Source organism: Arthrobacter sp. HY1533 (assembly GCF_027568515.1).
GTDB lineage: Bacteria > Actinomycetota > Actinomycetes > Actinomycetales > Micrococcaceae > Specibacter.
In genome coordinates this window covers 44,974-64,497 of the sequence record NZ_JANKZF010000008.1, presented here as the reverse complement: position 1 = coordinate 64,497, position 19,524 = coordinate 44,974, and the positions used below count along the sequence as shown (strand labels likewise).

The window sequence follows — 19,524 nt, the reverse complement described above, 5'->3', positions numbered from 1 at the left end:
TGTTGCTTGGGTGGAAATTTAGAGTGCGGGAACGGCTTGAGTCTGGGCAGAATGCTCGACGGCGTCGGCCGGCCCGGGAGCTGCGGCCGCCAGTTTGCGCCCGTCGGCTGCCGCGAAGGCCATGACGGCAAGGCCCAGCAGCGTCAGCCCGGCGCCCGCCCAGATGGGTGAGGTGTAGCCCAGCCCCGCGGTGATGGTGACGCCGCCCAGCCAGGCGCCCAGGGCGTTGCCCAGGTTGAACGCGCCAATGTTGGCGCCGGACGCGAGGGTGGGTGCCGCCGTCGCCCATTTCATGACGCGCATCTGCAGCCCGGGCACGGTGGCAAAGCCAAACCCGCCCATGAGGAACAGTGAAGCGATGGTCATGGCCTGGCTCGTGGCAGTCAGGGCGAACACCACAAGGATCAGGGCCAGCACGGCCAGGACCAGCAGCAGGGTCCTATCCACGTTCTTGTCCGCAGCCTTGCCGCCGAGGGTGTTGCCGATGAACAGGCCCACTCCGAAGAGGATGAGCAGCCAGGGCACGGTGGTGGCCGCGAAGCCCGAGACCTCGGTCAGGGTGAAGGCGATGTAGGTGAATGCGCCGAACATGCCGCCGTAGCCAAGGACCGTGACGGCAATGGACAGCCAGACCTGCCGTGACTTGAAGGCGCCCAGTTCGCTGCGGAGGCTGGCGGCGTGCTGGCGCGGAAGATTGGGCACGAGCGACAGGATTCCGATGAGTGCAACCACACCGATGGCGGTGATGGCCCAGAACGTGGCACGCCAGCCGGCCTGTTGTCCCAGCAAGGTGCCGAACGGGACGCCAAGCACGTTGGCTGCGGTCAGGCCCGTGAACATGATGGCGATGGCGCCGGCCTTCTTGTGGGGTGCCACCATGTCGGCGGCAACCACGGCCCCGATGCCAAAGAATGCTCCGTGGCACAGCGCGGCGACGATGCGTCCAAGCATCATGGCGGAGTAGTCGGGCGCCAGGGCGGACATCATGTTGCCGGCGATGAACAGGACCATGAGGCCGGCCAGGACCGGCTTGCGCGGAAGCCGGGTGACGGCGGCCGTCACGAGCAGCGCGCCGACCACCACGGCCAGGGCGTAGCCGGAAATGAGCCAGCCAGCGGCGGCCTCCGTGACCTGCAGGTCCGCGGCAACTTCGGGGAGCAACCCCATGATGACAAACTCGGTGAGTCCGATGCCGAACCCTCCGATGGCCAGTGCAATCAGGCCGAGGGGCATGATTCTCCTTGGGACTTGGGAATGAAATGTAAGCGGCGTAAGCTAATAGTTGCAGACGCTGGGTAAATCATTGCACGCGCAACTATCCAGCGCAAGCAACTAAATGCGTTTTGTGCTGCACCACACTTTTTGAAGGGAACCCACATGGGCATCAGGGACGACGCCGTCGAGATCCGCGCGCAGGGCTGGCGCACCCTCGCGGCCCTGCACGGGCTGATCGAGTCCAGCATGGAGAAGGCACTGCAGGGCGCCGCCAAGCTGTCCGTGGTGGAATACACAGTCCTGGACGCGCTGGCCCGCCAGGACGGTTGGCACATGCGCATGCAGCAGCTGGGCCGTGCCACGGCGTTGAGCCCCAGCGCCACCACCCGGCTTGTCACCCGCCTGGAGGACCGCGGCCTGCTGACCCGGATCCTGTGCATGGACGACCGCCGCGGCATCTACACCGAGCTGACCCCCGCGGGTTCCGAGCTCCTCGCCACGGCCCGGCCGGTCCACGATGAAGCCCTGGAATGCGCCCTGGCCGAGGCCGCCCTGCTGCCGGAGCTGGCACCGTTGGTTGAGGCACTCCCCCAGCTGCACGCCGTGGTACCTGCAAACTAACGCAGCTCATGCCCGCCGCCCATTGATCCCCCGCCCCACCGGTGCTTGGATTGGCCCATGGAGCGCATTTTGGATGCGGACTATCTTGTGGTCGGGGCCGGCGCCGCGGGCATGGCCTTCACCGATGCGCTCATTGACCATTCCGACGCCCGCGTGGTCCTGGTGGACCGGCGCCACGGGGCTGGCGGGCACTGGCTGGACGCCTATCCCTTTGTCCGCCTGCACCAGGCCTCCGCCTTCTATGGCGTGGCCTCGACACTGCTGGGCGGCGGCCGCCTGCAGGCCCGCGGACCCGAGACCGGCCTGCACGAACGCGCCGATGCCCCTGAAATCTGCTCCTACTACAGCCACCTCCTGAACGACCGCCTGCTGGCATCCGGACGGGTTGAGTTCCTGCCCGGCTGCGAATACACCCCGGACCGCCGTATCCGTTCAAGGATCTCCGGGCAGCAATTCACTGTGCCGCCGCAGTGCCGGGTGGTCGACGCCCGGTACCTGGCCCCCAGCATCCCCGCCGACACGCCGCCGCCCTTCGAGGTGGCTGCCGGCGCCAGGGTGATTCCGGTCAACGGGCTGGCGCACCTGGCCGGGGCCGCCAGCCAGTATGTTGTGGTGGGCTCAGGCAAGACGGCCACCGATGCGTGCCTGTGGCTGCTGGCCCGGGGCGTGGATGCCGCCGCCATCTGCTGGGTCAGGCCCCGCGAACCGTGGATGCTCAACCGGGCGGTGGTCCAGCCAAATCCGGCCGTCTTCCTGAAGATGGCGGCGGACATCATGGCCGCAGCAGCAGCCGCACAGTCCCCGGAGGACTTGTTCCTGGGCATGGAGGACGCCGGGATCATGTTCCGCATTGACCGCTCGGTGCTGCCCACCATGGCGAAGACGCCAACCCTGGCCAGCTGGGAACTGGAGCAGCTTCGCACCCTTGAAAACGTGGTCCGGCTGGGGCATGTCCGCAGGGTGGAACAAGGCCGGCTGGTCCTGGACAACGGGACCGTGGGCATTGCCCCGGACGCACTCGTGGTGCATTGCGCCGCATCCGGGTTGAAGTACCCGCCCGTCGTGCCCATCTGGGGCCCGGAGGCGATCACCCTGCAACCCATCCGGGCCGGGTTCCCATGCTTCGGCGCCGCCCTGGCCGGCTATGTGGAGGCGAGCCGCGACGACGACACCGAAAAGAACCGGCTCTGCCCGCCCACGCCGTACGCGAACACCATGGCGCAGTGGGTGGCCATGACTGTCATGGGCACCCAGGCCACCATGTCCTTTGGCTCGCAGCCCGACATCAGGGAATGGGCAGACACCGTGGCGTTGAATCCGGCCCGCCTGCCAGCGGACAGATCGGCCGAACTCGAGGACATTCTTGCCCGGCTCAAGGCGCATACGCCCGCGGGGCTGGCCCGGATGTCAGAAATGGGCTGAGAGCCGGCCCCGGGGGTAGTTGTGGTCATTCGCCCCTGGTCCACCGCCGGCAAATGACCACAACTACCCCCGGGCCCGCAAAAACCAAAAAGCGCGGCCGCTGCACCGGAAAAATCCAGTGCAACGGCCGCGCTTTGCGCGTTTGGAACGCTTACAGTGCTGCGAAAACTTCGCGCAGCAGCGTTGCGGTCTCGGACGGCGTCTTGCCAACCTTCACGCCGGCAGCCTCGAGGGCTTCCTTCTTGGCCTGTGCCGTGCCCGCGGAGCCGGAGACGATGGCGCCGGCGTGGCCCATGGTCTTGCCCTCGGGAGCGGTGAAGCCTGCCACGTAGCCAACGACGGGCTTGGTGACGTGGGCCTTGATGTAGTCGGCTGCGCGCTCTTCAGCGTCGCCACCGATTTCACCGATCATGACGATGGCCTTGGTCTCCGGGTCCGCCTCGAACGCAGCCAGGGCGTCGATGTGGGTGGTGCCGATGACGGGGTCGCCACCGATGCCGATGGCGGTGGAGAAGCCCAGGTCGCGCAGTTCGAACATCATCTGGTAGGTCAGGGTGCCGGACTTGGAAACCAAGCCGATGGGGCCCTTGCCCGTGATGTTGTTCGGCGTGATGCCAACGAGTGCTTCGCCGGGGGTGATGATGCCGGGGCAGTTCGGCCCGATGATGCGGGTGATCTGCTTGCCGTCGGCGTCAACCTTGGACTGTGCCAGTGCCCAGAACTCAGCGGAGTCCTGAACCGGCACGCCTTCGGTGATGACAACAACCAGCGGAACGCCGGCTTCGATTGCCTCAACAACGGCGTCCTTGGTGAATGCCGGGGGGACGAAGACGATCGAGACGTCTGCGCCGGTGGCGGCAACGGCCTCGGAGACTGCACCGAAAACGGGCAGTTCAACGTCGCCGTGGACAACCGTGGTGCCGGCCTTGCGTGCGTTCACGCCGCCAACAACCTGGGTGCCGGCCTTGAGCATCAGGGCGGTGTGCTTGGTGCCTTCGCCGCCGGTGATGCCCTGGACGATGACCTTGGAATCTTTGTTCAAGAAGATAGACATAAGTTTCGCGAACCTCTACTTAGCAGCGTGGGCGAGCTCGGCAGCCTTGTCGGCGCCCTCGTCCATCGTGGCGGCCAGGGTAACCAACGGGTGGTTGGCTTCGTTGAGAATGCGGCGGCCTTCTTCAACATTGTTGCCGTCCAGGCGGACAACCAGCGGCTTGTTGGCTGCTGAGCCGAGCTCGGCGAGTGCGCCGACAATGCCCTTGGCCACAGCGTCACAAGCGGTGATGCCACCGAAGACGTTGACAAAAACGCTCTTGACCTGGGGGTCGTTGAGGATGACGTCCAGGCCAGCGGCCATGACCTCTGCGGATGCTCCACCGCCAATGTCCAGGAAGTTGGCGGGCTTGACGCCGCCGTGGTTTTCGCCAGCGTAGGCAACAACATCCAGCGTGGACATGACCAGGCCGGCACCGTTTCCGATGACGCCAACTTCGCCGTCGAGCTTGACGTAGTTCAAATCCGCTGCCTTGGCCTTGGCCTCGAGCGGGTCGGCTGCAGCTGCGTCTTCGAGCTCAACGTGGTGCGGGTGGCGGAAGTCTGCGTTCTCATCGAGTGAGACCTTGCCGTCCAGGGCGACGATGTCGCCGGCGCCGGTGCGAACCAGCGGGTTGACCTCAACCAGGGTTGCGTCTTCCTTCTTGAAGACGTCCCACAGCTTGATGATGGTCGCGGCGACCTTCGGGGCCAGCTCGGCGTTGAAGCCTGCAGCGGCGACGATCTCGTCGGCCTTGGCTGCGTCGATGCCCACGGCCGGGTCCACGGCGATGCGGGCCAGGGCCTCGGGGCGCTCGACTGCCAGCTCTTCAATTTCCATGCCGCCTTCAACCGAGCACATGGCCAGGTAGTTGCGGTTTGCGCGGTCCAGCAGCACGGAGAAGTAGAACTCCTCGGCGATGTCGGCACCCTGGGCGATCATGACCGTGTTGACGGTGTGGCCCTTGATGTCCATGCCCAGGATGTCGGAGGCGTACTTGAACGCTTCGTCAGCGTTCTTGGCTACCTTGACGCCGCCGGCCTTGCCGCGGCCACCGACCTTTACCTGTGCCTTGACGACAGTGACGCCGCCAATCTTCTCGGCTGCTGCCTTTGCTTCTTCAGGGGTGTGCGCCACGATGCCGGCCAACACGGGAACGCCGTGAGCCTCAAACATGTCGCGCGCCTGGTATTCAAACAGGTCCACGGGTTTGTGTCCTTCTACGTCGAAGTAGTTATTTTGAGGGGCGTTGACCCCTTTCACACATTACCGTCTCACAGTTCAAGCACATATTTGGCCAATCCACCACAGTATTAAACGGTTATTCGGCTCACAGTGGGGATCGTTGAACGCACGACGGCGTGACCCTCCTTGCATTTTTGTCCCGCCTCGGGTGGCCCCTCACGGGGTGGGCCGGGCGGCGTCGGTTTCCGCGCCGAAGATTTCGTACTTGCCGGCGGAGATGAAGAAGCCGGTGCCGGTGGCCAGGTTGGCGCAAGCCACGCCGTCGTCAAGGGGCGCGCAGCGGTAGCCCTGCGCGTCCATGGCCGAGCCCTGGGCCAGCACGGGAATTTCGCCCATCTGCTGGCTGACGGTGCCGCGCGGGCCAAAGGCCGCCTCGACGGCCGTGACGCCAGCCCGGCAGCCCCCGTAGACGGCCTTTTCCGGGTCCAGCAATGCCGTGCCGCCCAGGTATCCCACGTGGGTTCCGGAGCATGTGCCCACCTTGTCCGCCTCCCCGACGGGCGGGTAGCCGACCATCTGGCAATTGACCACGGGGACCAGGGGTGCGGCGGCGTTGGCGCCATCGCTGAAGTTGTTCGGCTCCCAGGGCTGGTTCAGGTTGCCGGCCCTGGAGGTGGTGAAAACGCAGGCGATGTTCCGGGAGTCAGAGACAAATTGCGGCAGTTCCTCCGCACCGGGCTCCCCGGTTGCCTGCGCCACGGGCGTTGCCTTGAGCCGTTCAACGTAGCCTTGCGGGGCCGTGGGCCCCTGCATCGCTGTTGGCTCGGCATTGTTGGGCACCGTGATGCAGCCGGAGAGGGCCACGGCGGCCGCCACGGCCACCGCACACCAGGTGCCTGCGGTGGCCAGTGTGCGGGGTGCCCGGCTGCTGCGCTTGTTCAAGACCATGGAACCAGCTTGCCGCATGCCGGGCCGCCCGCTCAAATGACCGTCAGTGGTTGCTTCGCCGGCGCAGCACGAGCAGTGCCCCCAGCCCGCCCAGCACTGCGATGCCGCCGCCCGCCAGCAGCCAGGTGGTGCCGTTGGCCCCGGTCCGGGCCAGGCCTGCCTTCGTGGTGGACGTGGCCGTCGACGTGGCCGTCGGCGTGGCCGTCGCGGAAGGTTTCGCGGTGGGTGTGGGAACCACGGCGGCCGGGGCAATGGACAGGGCCACCGTGGCGGTGCCGGCGGAACCCTGGGCATCCGTGAAGGCGAGCAGGACGTTTGTGTCCCCGGCGGTTTGCGGCACCCCTGAGATCTTGCCGCCGGCATCCATGGCCAGGCCCGCCGGCAGGGCCGCGCCGGCAGCGGGGACAAAGGTGTACGGTCCTGTGCCGCCCGCCGCTTCCAGCTGGGCCGAGTAAGCCACGCCCACCTGGCCGGCCGGAATTGTTCCGGACAGTGTCAGCGCGGCCGATGCCACGTCAACCGTGTAGCTCCGGCTCACCGAGGCGCCGTCCGCTGCTGCGGCCTGGGCCCGTCGTGCGGCAAAAGGTGCTGCAGCCCCGGCGTCGGTGGTGGTGAGGGTGAAGGCGAAACTGCCCACCGCCGTCGGCGTTCCAGAAATGAGGCCGCTAGCTCCCGCAAGGGAGAGGCCCGTGGGCAGGCTGCCTGCGGTGACCTCGAAGCTGAATGGGCCGATGCCGCCGGCCGCGGAAAGCTGTGCGGTGTAGGGGGTTCCTGCGGTCGGGACGGGCAGGGCGTCCGGGCCCAGGACCACGTCGGCCGGCACCACGTTCACGGTGTAGCTGGCGCTGCCGGGGAAGTTGCCGGCGTCCGTTGCCGTGACGCTAAAGCTTGAGCTGCCGTGGGTGGCCGGGGTTCCCGACAGGAGGCCGGCAGCCGACAGGGACAGGCCTTCCGGCAGGTCACCTGAAGTGACGGCAAAGGTGTAGGGCCCCGTGCCGCCGGTGGCCGAGAACTGCCGTGAATAGGCCGTCCCCGTCTGGCCGCTGTCGAGGGTCCCGGGGTCCACGGCAACCAACGGGGCAACGGTCAGGGCGGCCGTCACGTTGCTCGTGGAGCCGTGGATGTCCGTGAGCGTCACATCCACGTCAAAGCTTCCGGCAACCGTTGGTGTGCCCGTGATCAGGCCGGTGGCGTCCAGTGACAGCCCGCCCGGCAAGGTTGCGCCGGACTGGAGGGCAAAGAGGTAGGGTCCGGTGCCGCCTTCGGCAGCGAGGGCCGCGGTGTAGGCATCGCCCACATGCGCCTGCGGCAAGGTGCCCACCAGGTTCAGGGGGACTGACGGCACCATCATGATGTAGCTGCGGACCGTGGAAACCGTTCCGGCGCCGGAGGTGGCGTCGTCCGTGGACGTGACGGCGAAGCTGTAGCTGCCCACCGCCGTCGGAGTTCCCGAGATGAGGCCCGAGTCCGGGTTCAGGGCAAGCCCCGTGGGCAGCGCGCCGGAGGTGACTGCGTAGCTGAAGTCGCCGTAGCCGCCGCTCGTGGAAAGCTGCACCGAGTAGGGTTCGCCCGCGGCCGGCGCAGGCAGGGTGGCAGGTGACAGGTTGAGCGGGGCCGGGGCCGCGAACACGCTGTAGGCCTGTGAACCGGTGAAGCCCAGCGAATCGGTGGCCGTCACGGTGAAGTTGTAGTTGCCCGGGTTGGTTGCCGTGCCGGAAATCCTGCCGGCGGGGGTGAGCGACAGGCCGGACGGAAGCGAACCTGCAGTCACCGCGTGCGTGTAGGGGGCGGTGCCGCCCGAGGCGGCGAGCTGCTGGTCAAAGTCCACGCCCACCTGGGCTGCCGGCAGCGTGCCCGGCGCGACGGTGATGGCGGGTGCGGAAATGCCCAGGTTGTAGGCCGTGGAGCTGGACAAGCCGCGTCCGTCCGCCACTGTGACGTTGAGGGCGAAGGTCCCCGACTGGGTGGGTGTGCCGCTGAGCAGGCCGGCCGGGGTCAACGTCATGCCGCTGGGCAATGTGCCGCTGAAGGTGAAGGTGTACGGTGCCACCCCGGTTGCGCCGCTGAGCTGCTGCGAGTAGGCAACACCGCCCGTTCCCGCCGGCACGGTGGCCGGGGTGATGGTGGGCAGGGTCGGTGCGTTGACCGTGAGCGTGTAGGCCCTGGCCGCCGTTGCGGGCCCCGTGCCGGTGCTGCTGTCGGTGCCGGTAACGGAGAAGTTGAACGTCCCGGACGCCGTCGTGGTTCCGGCGAGCGTGCCGCCCGCCGCGAGTGTGATCCCGGCGGGAAGGGCGCCGGCGGTGACCGCGTAGCTGTAGGGGCCAACGCCGCCGGTGGCCGTGACTGCCACTGAATACGGGTCATAGGCAGTGGCCGCGGGCAGCGTGCCCGGCCCCACCACGACTGTCGCCTTGGCGATGACAAGCGTGAAAGGAACGGGGCGTTCCCTGCCCACGGAATCGGTGACAGTGACAACCACCGGAAAGGTTCCGCTGGCGGTGGGTGTGCCGGCCACGAGCCCCTCGCTGGACAGCGTGATGCCTGCGGGCAACGTGCCCGAGGTTAGGGAGAAGGAGTAGGGGGAGACACCGTTCTCACCAGCCAACTGCTGCGTGTAGGCCGTTCCCGCAATGCCCCCCGGCAGCGCTGCCGGGGTGATCGTGGGCAGCAGCGCTGGTGCAACATTGACAGTATGGACCACCCTGGCTGCGTACGGCCCCTCTCCCGTGCTGCTGTCCGTCACCGAGTACTTGAGTTGAAACGCTCCAGCCGTTGTTGGTGTTCCGGAGACCTCTCCGCTGGAGGACAAGGTCAAGCCCGGGGGCAGGTCTCCGGGCAGGGTTGAAAAAGTGTACGGCGCTGTGCCGCCTCCAACCACTATGGTTGTGGACACCGGCTCCAGGACCCGCATGAGTGGCCAGGCTGCGGGCGTCACGGTCCAAGTTGGCGAAGCCACAACCAATGAATAGTTCCCACTTCCGGCGAAGCCGTTGGCGTCGGTGGCCGTCACTGTGAATCCGAAGGGGCCGCCGGCCGTGGGCGTGCCGCTGAGCACTCCCCCAGGGCTCAGGGTCATGCCGGCAGGGACGGAGCCGGCGGTGACGGCAAAGTTGTGTGGGCCCGTGCCGCCGATTGCGGTGATGCCCTGGCTGAAGGCAGTGCCAATCGCCGCCATGGGCAGGCCGGCCGGCGCGAGGCTGATGGCTGGTGCGGCCATGGTCAGCTGCAGGTTTTTGGAAATGGTCCTGGACTGCGCATCAGCAACTGTGAGGGCAACGGTGAAAGTCCCTGCCGCCGTGGTTGTTCCGGAGATGGTGCCTGCCGCAGACAGGCTGAGCCCGGCCGGAAGCCCCGAGGCGGAGAAGGTGTAGGGCTCGGTTCCGCCGCTCGCAGCAAGCGTGGCGGAGTACGGTGCTCCGGCGGATCCGCTTGGCAGCGAGGCCGTGTCGAGGGCCAACGGCACCTCGATGTCCACCGTGCCGGTGTTGGTGGTCACTGCAACGGAGGCAGTGACCCCGGTGCCGGGATTGTCGCTTGCCAGCACCAGGTACCAGGTCTGGTTCGGGTCGGCAACCTCGGGATGGGCGTAGCCCCGGTGCGTGTCAATTTCTGTTCCGGCAGGCTGGTCCCAGGCGAAGCCGTAGCAGTTGGCGATGGGTATGTCGGGAAAGAATGCACCCTGGTACAGAATGGCCGTGACCGGCCCCGAGGTGGTGACCTTGATCCCCATGTCCAGGCTGTCAATGCTGCTGCTGGTGTATTTGAGGACCGCATAGTGCGCCGTTGTCCCGCCGGGAGAGCAGCTGCCCGCGTTGGGCCGGTTCATGGTGGGCGAGGCTGAGGTGATGGTCACCGCGCCGTTGTCCGATGCCGCCTGGGCAGGTTGTGCGACCACCCCCACGGACGCCAAGCTCAGGACCAGGGCAAGCAAAATGCCCATGACAAAGGTGGAGCGAAGACGCGAGACCATGACGTTCCCCAATACGTGTGTGGTTGTGTGCTCCAAACACTAACGCCCACGCGTCCGAGATACCAGACCCCAGCCGCTATGAGTCTTCGCGGGTCAGCGGCGCATAGCGCAACAACAGCCTTTTCTCGCCAATCTCAAAGCGCACCTTGGCCACGGACTTGTCCCCGGACCCGGACACCTCCAACACGGTGCCATTGCCGAACGCGGTGTGGTTGACCCTGTCCCCCACGCTGACGGAGATGACTTCCTTTTGCGGCTGCACCCGACCGGCCGCCGTGCGGGCGGAGATGCTGGGCGGGAGGATGCCGGAATCCCTGCCGCCCACGGCGGAACCCGCGCCCCAGGACGAGCCGGAGTAGCGGCTCGTGCCGAAGCTTCCGGCCACGGGGGCAACCCGCGCGGTGCCCTCACGCTTCCACTCAATGAGCTCCGCAGGCACCTCCTCGATGAACTGGCTGGCCGGGTTGTACTGGCTCTGGCCCCACATGCTGCGCACTTCCGAGCGGGTCAGGTACAGCCTCTTGCGGGCGCGCGTCAGCCCCACATAGGCCAGCCGGCGTTCCTCGGCCAGCTCCTTCGGGTCCGTTGCCGAGCGCGAGTGCGGGAACAGCCCGTGCTCCATGCCGGTCAGGAACACGACGGGGAATTCCAAGCCCTTGGCCGTGTGCAGCGTCATGAGCGTCACCACGCCCAGCCGCTTGGCCTCGGCCACGGCGGCTGCAGCCTCGGCCTCGGAGCCGCCCGGGGCGTCCGGGATCTGGTCGGCGTCGGCCACGAGGGAGACCTGTTCCAGGAACTCCCCCAGTGTTCCTTCGGGGTTTTCCTGCCCGAATTCACGCACGACGGCGAGAAGTTCCGCCAGGTTTTCCACGCGCGACTCGTCCTGGGGGTCAGTGGAGGAACGCAGCGTGGCCAGGTAGCCGCTCTGCTCCAGGACGGCCTCCAGCGCCGTGGCCGGGGTGGCGGTGGCGGCAATTTCGGCCAGGTCCGACATCATCTTGGCAAAGGTGTTCACGGCGTTCAGGGAGCGGGAGGCAATCCCCGGGGCTTCCTCGGCGCGGGCCAGGGCGGCCCAGAAGGACATCCGCTCGCGTTCCGCCAAAGCCGCCACGGCGCCTTCGGCGCGGTCGCCGATGCCGCGCTTTGGTTCGTTGAGAATCCTGCGCAGGTTGACGTCGTCGTCCGGGTTGACCAGGGCGCGCAGATACGCCAGGACGTCCTTGATTTCCTTGCGCTCGTAGAAGCGGGTGCCGCCCACCACGCGGTAGGGCAGGCCCACGCGGACCAGGATGTCCTCGATGGCACGCGACTGGGCGTTGGTGCGGTAGAAAACCGCCACATCGCCGGGGCGGATGTCGGTCTCGTCCTGGAGCCGGTCAATCTCCTTGGCGATGAAGCGGGCTTCCTCGTGCTCGGACTCGGCCACGTAGCCAACAATCTTCTCGCCGTCGCCCTCGGCAGTCCACAGGCGCTTTTCACGCCGGTTGGGGTTGCGGGAGATCACGGCATTGGCGGCGCTGAGGATGTTCTGCGTGGAGCGGTAGTTCTGCTCCAACTTGATCGTTTCGGCGCTGGGGTAGTCCTGCTCGAACTCCACAATGTTGCGGATGTCGGCGCCGCGGAAGGCGTAAATGGACTGGTCGGAGTCGCCCACCACCGTCAGCTGGGCCGGTTCCCCGGTGGGTGCGCCCGCCGAATCGCCGGCGTCTGCCCCCGCGATTTCCTTGACCAGCGCGTACTGGGCGTGGTTGGTGTCCTGGTACTCGTCGACGAGCACCTGGCGGAAGCGCCGGCGGTAGTAGTCGGCCACGCCGGGGAACGCCCGGAACATGTACACGGTCTGGGCGATGAGGTCGTCAAAGTCCATGGCGTTGGCTTGGCGCAGGCGCTGCGTGTAGCCCTTGTACACTTCGGCCACGGCCGCCGCGAAGGGGTCGTTGAAGTTGGTGTTCATGGAGTTCTCATCCTCGTCGATGAGCTCGTTCTTCAGCGCGGAGATCTTGTGCATGATCGACTTCGGCGTGAACTTCTTCGGGTCCAGGTCCAGTCCCTTGGCCACAAGCGTGATCAGGCGCAGGGAGTCGGCGGAGTCGTAGATGGAGAAGTTGGAGCTCAGCCCGATGGTCTTGGCCTCGCGGCGCAGGATCCGCACGCAGGAGGAGTGGAAGGTGGAAATCCACATGCTCTTGGCGGCGTCGCCGATGAGCGCCTCGATGCGTTCGCGCATTTCGGCCGCGGCCTTGTTGGTGAACGTGATGGCCAGGATCTGGCCCGGGTGCGCCTGGCCGGTGGCGAGCAGGTAGGCGATGCGGTGGCTGAGCACCCGGGTCTTGCCCGAGCCGGCGCCGGCCACAATGAGCAGCGGCGCGCCGGTGTGCACCACGGCGGCCTCCTGCTGCGGGTTCATCCCCTCCAGCAGCGCGGCGGGATCGGGCCAGCGGCGCTCGGAGCCGTAGTCGGGAACGTCCGGCGCAGCCCCCGCCGGAATGCCAAAGTCGGGCTCCGCAACCGGTCCCCCGTCGCCAAACTCGGGCGCGTCGGCACCCGGATCGTCCTGCTCAAACGGCTGCCACACGGGCAGCCCGGCTCCGGCACTGAGCGTCGGTTTGGGCTTCTGGGGGTAAGGGTCAAACAACATATCCATGGTGCTTCCAGTGTAGTTGGCCCCGCTGACAATCCCCTGTCAGCCCTCCACGTTGCAGGCCAGTTCCCCGCTCCGCAGCGCCGCCGACAGTTCCTCCACAGCCCCCTGGGGCCCGGCAACAAACCAGTCCAGCCCGTTGACATGCACGACGGCGGTTGCCCCGCCTGCCGCCTCGACGATCCCCTTGCCGGGCAGCCAGTCCCAGGACGGGCAGCTGTGCTGGAACCACACACCCAGCTCTCCCTGGGCCACGCGGGCCAGTTCGCAGGAGCCCGAGCCCAGCATGCGCAGCGTCGCCGGCAGTTCGGCGGCTTGCCGCCACGGAACCGAAGCCTCGGGCCGGGACAGCCAGCCGGGGTGGATGTACGTTCCGGCAGCCAGTTGATCCAATGAGCCGGCCGGGTCCACCCGGATGGGCTGGCCGTCCAGCGTTGCGGCATGCCGGGTCCCGCCCATCCACAGCTTGTCGCCCTCCGGCTGGTGCACGGCGCCCAGCAGCACCTCCGCGTTGCCGAGCGGGTCCGGCGTCGTGCCTTCACCGGGCGACGGAACCACCAGGGCCAGGGCCGTGCACCAGAAGGCGGAGCCGCTGGCAAAGTTGTACGTTCCGTCCACCGGGTCAATGACCCAGCAGCGCCCCGAGGTGCCCACGTGGCCGGCGCCTTCCTCGCCCAGGATGGAGTCGTCGGGGCGGGCGGCGCGCAAGGCGGCAAAGATGTGGGATTCGGCGGCGAGGTCGGCGGCCGTGGCGAAGTCGGTTGGGCCGCCCTTGAGCTGGCTGCCGGCGCGCAGCTCGGCCAGCCCTTCGGCGCGGATGGAGCGGGCCAGGGCCCCGGCACTGCGGAGGACGTCCGCCGCCAATTCGCTGTCGCTGGGCGCCGGGAGGGTTTGATCTGCCATGGGACCAGCCTAATCTGGGCGATAATGGGGGCATGGCTAAAACCCCCGCACAGCGCGCCGCCAAGCATGGCGCAGCCGCAACCCCGTCCAGCACGCCCGTGGTCAATGCGGGCACGCAGCGCACCCCGCAAAAGGCGCAGGGCAATGCAAACCTGCTGCTGATTGCCGGTTCCGTGGCGGCGCTGTTCCTGTTTTGGTACTTCCACCTGCTCACTCTGAACCAGATGCAGGACATTTCCGGCGGGCTGGCCATGCCCGATTCAATGGTGTTCGGCTTCGACGTGGCGCACGTTGAGGCGCTGCGAGCCGCCATGGACTCCGACGCCCGGGGGCAGCTGCAGTTTGTGCACAAGACCGCCGGCATGCTGTTCCCGCTGGTGTTTGGGCTGGTTTCCATGACGCTGGTTGCCGTCAATGTGGCCAACAAGGCTGTGCGGCGCGTGCTGTGGGTCTTCCCTGTCCTGTTCGCAGCTGTGCAGTTGTGGGCCAACGTGGCGATCGACAACATGCTCGGCGCCGAGGTCCTGGACCCGGGTTCGGTCACCCTCGCCTCGACGCTCGTGGTGCTGAGCTGGCTGTTGCTGGTGTTGACGCTGGCGGGCATGGGCCTTGCCTTGTTCCTGGGCCGCAAGCGGAAACCCGCAGCCGCCGAACAGTAGCCGCTGGACCCGGCCGGCGGCGTTTTCCGCCCGGTTTTTTGCTTGCCTGCCGGTTCCGCTAGGCTTGGTCACGCGCCTCTGTAGTCCAATGGATAAGACGGCCCTCTCCTAAAGGGCAAATCCGGGTTCGATCCCCGGCGGGGGCACTTTTCATGCCCGCAACCTTGCGCGCCGCCACACCGTTTTGCCCGCGGTTGAGAAAATGGAACCGCCGTGACCCCAAACCTGCCAGCACCCGCCGCACAGAACCATGCCGGCCGCGGCGTGGCCATTTCGCTGACCGCTTCAGTGCTGTTTGCCGTCATCTTCCTCATTGCCGGGCTCCTGCCGGGCTGGGGTGCCGAGGAGATCTTCGGCTGGCGCATTGTGCTGACCCTGGCCACACTCTGCGCAATTTTGCCGTTCCTGCCCTGGGCGCGCGCCGAGGCCCGGGAACTTGCCGGGCGCGTCCGACGCCGGCCAGCCCTCCTTTTGCCCGGGGTGCTTGCCGCGGGGATCGTTGGCGTCCAGCTGTGGCTGTTCATGTGGGCGCCGCTGAACAACATGGCCTTGTCGGTCTCCTTTGGCTACTTCCTGCTGCCGCTTTCCATGGTGCTGGTGGGGCGGCTGTTCTTCGCCGACCGGCTCAGCCCCCTGCGCAAACTGGCAGTTGGCGCGGCCGCTGTGGGTGTGGCGCACGAGGCTTTCGCAGCGGGCGGACTGGCGTGGCCCACCCTCGTGGTGTGCCTGGGCTACCCCGTCTACTTTGTGCTGCGGCGCAAGATTGGCTTCGACGGCCTGCCGGCCTTTGCCGCCGAACTCCTGCTCCTGCTGCCCGTGGGTGTGTTCTTCATCCTGTCCGGACCGCACGGCCCTGCCTCCGGCGGCGGCACGGAGGGGCTGTGGGCGGCCTGGTCCATCGGCATCCTGGGCGGCGTAGCCATGGCCCTGTTCCTGCTGGCCAGCAAGTGGCTGCCGCTGTCGCTGTTTGGCCTGCTGGGCTACGTGGAGCCGGTCCTGCTGGTGGGTGTCTCAGTCTTGCTGGGCGAAACGCTCGGCTGGACCGCAATGTTCACCTACGGCCCCATCCTGCTGGCCCTTGTTCTCCTGGGCCTGGACGGCCGGCGCACCGCAGCGCCCAGGCCCAGGCCTGGCCGCGGGGCATGATGGAGCCATGAACATTTCCAGGACCGTCATCCTGTTCGCCCTGGCCGCGGTTGCAGAAATAGGCGGGGCCTGGCTGATCTGGCAGGCCGTGCGCGAGGACAAGGCGTGGTGGTGGGCCGGTCTGGGCATTGTTGCGCTGGGCGCCTACGGCTTCATCGCCGCCATGCAGGCCGACGCCAACTTTGGCCGCGTGCTTGCCGCCTACGGAGGCGTTTTCATTGCCGGATCCCTCATCTGGGGCATGATTTTCGACAAGTTCAGCCCCGACCGCTGGGACGTCATCGGCGCGCTCGTGGCCCTGGCCGGCGTCAGCATCATCATGTTCGCCCCGCGCGCAGCCTGAACACCCCGGCCACCCGCGTTCGGCCAGCCGGCGCCCTTCGCTAGGATCGAAGGCGTGAAAAACGTGCTGAAAGTGTCCGCCGTCTGCATCTTCGACCCCGCCGGGCGGCTGTTGACCGTCCGCAAGTCCGGGACTGACAAATTCATGCACCCCGGCGGCAAGCCCGAGCCCGGTGAAACGGCGGCCCAGGCCGGCTCCCGCGAGCTGTCCGAGGAAGTGGGCCTGGACATTGCAGCCGCAGAACTTGAACTCATGGGCGTCTGGCATGGCACCGCCGCCAACGAAGCCAACACCGACATTGAGGCGACCGTGTTCACCGCGCCCGGCAGCTGGGACGCGGCTGCAATCCACCCCACGGCGGAGATCGCCGAGCTGCGCTGGATGGACATTGCGGGGGCCGCGGACTACGACGACCTCGCCCCGCTCCTGACCGAGTATGTGCTACCCCGGCTCCTGGCCATCTGATCCGGCGTCGCTCACGGCGGCAACGGCCTGGGCAAACTGGGTGTCGTGCAGCTCTGCGTAGCGCCCGCCGCGGACCATGAGTTCCTCGTGCGTGCCGCGTTCCACAATGTTGCCGCCCTCGAGCACCAGGATCATGTCGGCTGAGCGGATCGTGGAGAGCCGGTGTGCAATGACCAGCGCTGTGCGCCCCTCCAATGCCTCGCCCAGGGCGGCCTGCACGGCGGCCTCGTTGGTGGAGTCCAGGGCGGCGGTGGCCTCGTCGAGAATCACCACGGCGGGCTGGACCAGCAGCAGCCGGGCAATGGTCAGGCGCTGGCGTTCACCGCCGGAGAGCCGGTAGCCGCGCTCCCCCACCACGGTGTCCAGGCCGTCGGGCAGCGCCTCGGCGAAGGCGGAGAGCCGGGCCCGGCGCAGCACGTCCCAGATCTGCTCGTCGGTGGCGTCCGGCTTGGCCAGGCGCAGGTTGGAGCGGATGGATTCGTGGAACAGGTGCCCGTCCTGGGTGACCATGCCAACCCCCGCGCGCAGCCCGTCGAAGGACAGGTCCCGCACGTCAACGCCGCCGAGCTGCACGGTGCCGGAGTCGACGTCGTACAGGCGTGAGAGCAGCTGGGCAATGGTGGACTTTCCGGCGCCGGAGGAGCCAACCAGGGCAACTGTCTGGCCGGGCTCGGCACGGAAAGAAATGCCGTGCAGCACCTGCTCGCCGCCCCGGGTGTCCAGCACGGCCACATCCTCCAGGGATGCCAGGGAAACCTTGTCAGCGGACGGGTAGGCGAAACGCACGTCGTTGAACTCGACGGCCAGCGGGCCGGCGGGCAGCGCCACGGGCGCGGGCTTCTCGGCGATGAGCGGCTTGAGGTCAAGGATTTCAAACACCCTGTCGAAGGAGACCAGTGCGCTCATGATGTCCACGCGGGCGTTGGCCAGGGCGGTGAGCGGGGCGTAGAGGCGGGTCAGCAGCAGTGCCAGCACCACGACGTCGCCCGCGTTCAGCGTCCCGCCAATGGCGAGTGCGCCGCCCAGCCCATAGACCAGTGCCAGGGCCAGCGAGGAAACCAGCATCAGGGCCGTGAAGAACACGAACTGCATGATGGCCGTGCGCACGCCGATGTCGCGGACTCGGCTGGCGCGTGCGGCGAACTCGCGGGATTCCTCGGCGGGGCGGCCGAACAGCTTGACCAGGGTGGCGCCGGGGGCGGAGAAGCGCTCGGTCATCTGGGTGCTCATGTCGGCGTTCAGGTCCGCGGCCTCGCGGCGCAGCCCGGCCAGCCGGCGGCCAAAGCGGCGGGCAGGCATGAGGAAGATGGGCAGCAGCACCAGCGCCAGCAGGGTCACGAGCCAGGAGGTGTTGAGCATGACGATGAGCGTCAGGACCAGCTGCACCGAGTTGGACACGATCCCCGAGAGCGTGCCGGAGAACGCCTGCTGCGCGCCGATGACGTCGTTGTTCAGGCGGCTGACCAGCGCGCCGGTGCGGGTGCGGGTGAAGAACGCGATCGGCATGCGCTGCACGTGGTCAAACACGGCCGTGCGGAGGTCCAGGATGACGCCCTCGCCCAGGTTCGCCGAGATCCAGCGGATCACCAGCGACAACCCGGCATCCAGCACGGCCACCAGGGCGATCATCCCGGCCAGGCGCACCACGACATCAAGCGCCGACTTCGCCACAATGGCATCCACCACCTGCCCGGCCAGCACGGGCGTGGCCACTGCGAGTGCCGCGGAAACCACCGACAGCACCACAAAGACCAGCAGCTTGCGGCTGTAGGGCTTGGCAAAGCGGATCGTGCGGCGCAAGGTGTCCTTGGAGATGCCGCCGTTGGACTTGTCCGAGCGCATGGTGCTCCAAAGTGAGCTCCAGGCAGCGCCTTCCATACTCATGCGTTTGTTCCTTAATGCTTAAGAGGGCAAGCTACCAGCCTAAACCCCGCCCGCCCCCTTGGGAATTCCCAACATGCCGCCATTCCGGGCACGACGACGGGCCGACGCAACGCCGTCGTTAGCCCATTTCCGCCACGTGGGTCAAATCACATGCTTCACAATTGCGTAATAATCTGAAATATCCGCTCTTGCTTTTCGGTTTTCCGGTGATAGCGTCCAGTCATGGGCGGACCAAGAAGCCGCCGCTCCACAAGCAAAGGAAACCGCATCATGAACCGTCGCAGCCTCGGACTCGTTGGCCTTCTAGCCGCCGCATCACTGGCCCTTGCTGCCTGCGGCGGCACCACCGGCGGATCCGGCGCCAGCACCGGCGCGGGCGGGGACACCTCCCTGAGCAGCGTCAAGGACGCCGGCGAGATCGTCTTTGCCACGGAGGGCACCTACAAGCCCTTCAGCTACCACGACGGCGGCGCAGGCCCCCTGACCGGCTACGACGTCGACGTTGCCACGGCAGTTGCCGGCAAACTGGGCCTCAAGGCAAAGTTCGAGGAAACCCAGTTCGACTCGATCTTCGCTGGCCTCGAAGCCAAGCGCTTCGACGCCATCGCCAACCAGGTCACGCTCAACCCGACCCGCCAGGAAAAGTATGAGCTCTCCGATCCGTACACCGTCTCCCAGGGCGTCATCGTCACCAAGGACAGCAACACCTCCATCACCTCCTTCGAGGACCTCAAGGGCAAGACCACTGCCCAGTCACTGACCAGCAACTGGTACCAGCTGGCCAAGGACAGCGGCGCCAACGTGGAATCGGTTGAGGGCTGGGCCCAGTCGGTGTCGCTGCTCAAGGACGGCCGCGTGGACGCCCTTGTCAATGACAAGCTGACGTTCCTGGACTACCAGGTCACCAACCCGGGCTCGGGCCTGAAGATCGCCGCCACCACCAAGGAATCCTCGGAATCGGTGTTCGCGTTCCGCAAGGGCTCCACGGCCCTCAACGGCGCAGTCAACACGGCATTGAAGGACCTTGCGGCGGATGGCACCCTGGCCAAGCTGAGCGAAAAGTACTTCGGCCAGGACGTCAGCAAGTAG

Annotated in this window: 15 protein-coding genes and 1 tRNA gene; 8 read left to right on the top strand and 8 right to left on the bottom strand. The window is 67.1% G+C overall.

Going from position 1 to position 19,524, the window contains the following annotated elements:
• Positions 1 to 18: 18 nt before the first annotated feature.
• Positions 19 to 1,233, bottom strand: a complete 1,215-nt coding sequence (locus PCK14_RS08235; RefSeq protein ID WP_269937993.1) for an MFS transporter — start codon at positions 1,231 to 1,233, stop codon at positions 19 to 21.
• 144 nt (positions 1,234 to 1,377) lie between these two features.
• Between PCK14_RS08235 and PCK14_RS08230 the strand changes: the two genes are divergently transcribed.
• Both PCK14_RS08230 and PCK14_RS08225 read left to right on the top strand, forming a co-directional pair.
• Complete coding sequence (locus tag PCK14_RS08230; RefSeq protein WP_269937992.1) at positions 1,378 to 1,836, top strand: MarR family winged helix-turn-helix transcriptional regulator; 459 nt, start codon at positions 1,378 to 1,380, stop codon at positions 1,834 to 1,836.
• 57 nt (positions 1,837 to 1,893) lie between these two features.
• A complete protein-coding gene (locus PCK14_RS08225) occupies positions 1,894 to 3,258 on the top strand; it encodes an NAD(P)-binding protein (RefSeq protein WP_269937991.1) in 1,365 nt (454 codons plus the stop codon).
• 151 nt (positions 3,259 to 3,409) lie between these two features.
• On the opposite strand, the gene sucD is transcribed toward PCK14_RS08225, so the two are convergent.
• The 6 genes from sucD to PCK14_RS08195 all read right to left on the bottom strand — a co-directional run bounded on the left by sucD (position 3,410) and on the right by PCK14_RS08195 (position 13,938).
• Positions 3,410 to 4,312 carry a succinate--CoA ligase subunit alpha gene (sucD, locus tag PCK14_RS08220; RefSeq protein ID WP_269937990.1) on the bottom strand — a complete coding sequence of 301 codons (903 nt, stop codon included), beginning with the start codon at positions 4,310 to 4,312 and terminating at the stop codon, positions 3,410 to 3,412.
• A gap of 15 nt (positions 4,313 to 4,327) precedes the next feature.
• Positions 4,328 to 5,497, bottom strand: coding sequence for an ADP-forming succinate--CoA ligase subunit beta (sucC, locus tag PCK14_RS08215; RefSeq protein WP_269937989.1), 1,170 nt, complete (start codon positions 5,495 to 5,497; stop codon positions 4,328 to 4,330).
• A 195-nt stretch (positions 5,498 to 5,692) separates the two neighbouring features.
• Positions 5,693 to 6,424: a hypothetical protein gene (locus PCK14_RS08210; RefSeq protein ID WP_269937988.1), complete on the bottom strand. Its 732-nt coding sequence runs from the start codon at positions 6,422 to 6,424 to the stop codon at positions 5,693 to 5,695.
• Positions 6,425 to 6,467: 43 nt separating this feature from the next.
• Positions 6,468 to 10,394 carry a beta strand repeat-containing protein gene (locus PCK14_RS08205; protein WP_269937987.1) on the bottom strand — a complete coding sequence of 1,309 codons (3,927 nt, stop codon included), beginning with the start codon at positions 10,392 to 10,394 and terminating at the stop codon, positions 6,468 to 6,470.
• 76 nt (positions 10,395 to 10,470) lie between these two features.
• Complete coding sequence (gene pcrA, locus PCK14_RS08200; RefSeq protein ID WP_442864686.1) at positions 10,471 to 13,032, bottom strand: DNA helicase PcrA; 2,562 nt, start codon at positions 13,030 to 13,032, stop codon at positions 10,471 to 10,473.
• A gap of 45 nt (positions 13,033 to 13,077) precedes the next feature.
• Positions 13,078 to 13,938, bottom strand: a complete 861-nt coding sequence (locus tag PCK14_RS08195; protein WP_269937985.1) for an inositol monophosphatase family protein — start codon at positions 13,936 to 13,938, stop codon at positions 13,078 to 13,080.
• Between the two features lie 32 nt (positions 13,939 to 13,970).
• Here PCK14_RS08195 and PCK14_RS08190 point away from each other — a divergent pair, with 32 nt between their 5' ends.
• The 5 genes from PCK14_RS08190 to PCK14_RS08170 all read left to right on the top strand — a co-directional run bounded on the left by PCK14_RS08190 (position 13,971) and on the right by PCK14_RS08170 (position 16,551).
• Positions 13,971 to 14,597, top strand: a complete 627-nt coding sequence (locus tag PCK14_RS08190) for a hypothetical protein (protein ID WP_269937984.1) — start codon at positions 13,971 to 13,973, stop codon at positions 14,595 to 14,597.
• A gap of 74 nt (positions 14,598 to 14,671) precedes the next feature.
• Positions 14,672 to 14,743: transfer RNA gene (locus PCK14_RS08185), tRNA-Arg, on the top strand.
• A gap of 67 nt (positions 14,744 to 14,810) precedes the next feature.
• On the top strand, positions 14,811 to 15,743 hold the full coding sequence (gene rarD / locus PCK14_RS08180) for an EamA family transporter RarD (RefSeq protein WP_269937983.1): 933 nt from the start codon (positions 14,811 to 14,813) through the stop codon (positions 15,741 to 15,743).
• 7 nt (positions 15,744 to 15,750) lie between these two features.
• On the top strand, positions 15,751 to 16,086 hold the full coding sequence (locus PCK14_RS08175; RefSeq protein WP_269937982.1) for a YnfA family protein: 336 nt from the start codon (positions 15,751 to 15,753) through the stop codon (positions 16,084 to 16,086).
• A gap of 54 nt (positions 16,087 to 16,140) precedes the next feature.
• A complete protein-coding gene (locus PCK14_RS08170) occupies positions 16,141 to 16,551 on the top strand; it encodes an NUDIX hydrolase (RefSeq protein WP_269937981.1) in 411 nt (136 codons plus the stop codon).
• Here PCK14_RS08170 and PCK14_RS08165 read toward each other — a convergent pair.
• Positions 16,528 to 18,435: an ABC transporter ATP-binding protein gene (locus tag PCK14_RS08165; RefSeq protein WP_269937980.1), complete on the bottom strand. Its 1,908-nt coding sequence runs from the start codon at positions 18,433 to 18,435 to the stop codon at positions 16,528 to 16,530. The genes PCK14_RS08170 and PCK14_RS08165 overlap by 24 nt on opposite strands.
• A gap of 270 nt (positions 18,436 to 18,705) precedes the next feature.
• On the opposite strand from PCK14_RS08165, the gene PCK14_RS08160 reads away from it, so the two are divergent.
• Positions 18,706 to 19,524, top strand: a complete 819-nt coding sequence (locus tag PCK14_RS08160; protein WP_269937979.1) for an amino acid ABC transporter substrate-binding protein — start codon at positions 18,706 to 18,708, stop codon at positions 19,522 to 19,524.

What these genes read in the sequence shown, in the direction of transcription:
- PCK14_RS08235 (WP_269937993.1), bottom strand. Translation starts at nt 1,233, where the DNA reads ATGCCCCTCGGCCTGATTGCACTGGCCATCGGAGGGTTCGGCATCGGA.
- PCK14_RS08230 (WP_269937992.1), top strand. Translation starts at nt 1,378, where the DNA reads ATGGGCATCAGGGACGACGCCGTCGAGATCCGCGCGCAGGGCTGGCGC.
- PCK14_RS08225 (WP_269937991.1), top strand. Translation starts at nt 1,894, where the DNA reads ATGGAGCGCATTTTGGATGCGGACTATCTTGTGGTCGGGGCCGGCGCC.
- sucD (WP_269937990.1), bottom strand. Translation starts at nt 4,312, where the DNA reads ATGTCTATCTTCTTGAACAAAGATTCCAAGGTCATCGTCCAGGGCATC.
- PCK14_RS08210 (WP_269937988.1), bottom strand. Translation starts at nt 6,424, where the DNA reads ATGGTCTTGAACAAGCGCAGCAGCCGGGCACCCCGCACACTGGCCACC.
- PCK14_RS08205 (WP_269937987.1), bottom strand. Translation starts at nt 10,394, where the DNA reads ATGGTCTCGCGTCTTCGCTCCACCTTTGTCATGGGCATTTTGCTTGCC.
- pcrA (WP_442864686.1), bottom strand. Translation starts at nt 13,032, where the DNA reads ATGTTGTTTGACCCTTACCCCCAGAAGCCCAAACCGACGCTCAGTGCC.
- PCK14_RS08195 (WP_269937985.1), bottom strand. Translation starts at nt 13,938, where the DNA reads ATGGCAGATCAAACCCTCCCGGCGCCCAGCGACAGCGAATTGGCGGCG.
- PCK14_RS08190 (WP_269937984.1), top strand. Translation starts at nt 13,971, where the DNA reads ATGGCTAAAACCCCCGCACAGCGCGCCGCCAAGCATGGCGCAGCCGCA.
- PCK14_RS08175 (WP_269937982.1), top strand. Translation starts at nt 15,751, where the DNA reads ATGAACATTTCCAGGACCGTCATCCTGTTCGCCCTGGCCGCGGTTGCA.
- PCK14_RS08165 (WP_269937980.1), bottom strand. Translation starts at nt 18,435, where the DNA reads ATGAGTATGGAAGGCGCTGCCTGGAGCTCACTTTGGAGCACCATGCGC.
- PCK14_RS08160 (WP_269937979.1), top strand. Translation starts at nt 18,706, where the DNA reads ATGAACCGTCGCAGCCTCGGACTCGTTGGCCTTCTAGCCGCCGCATCA.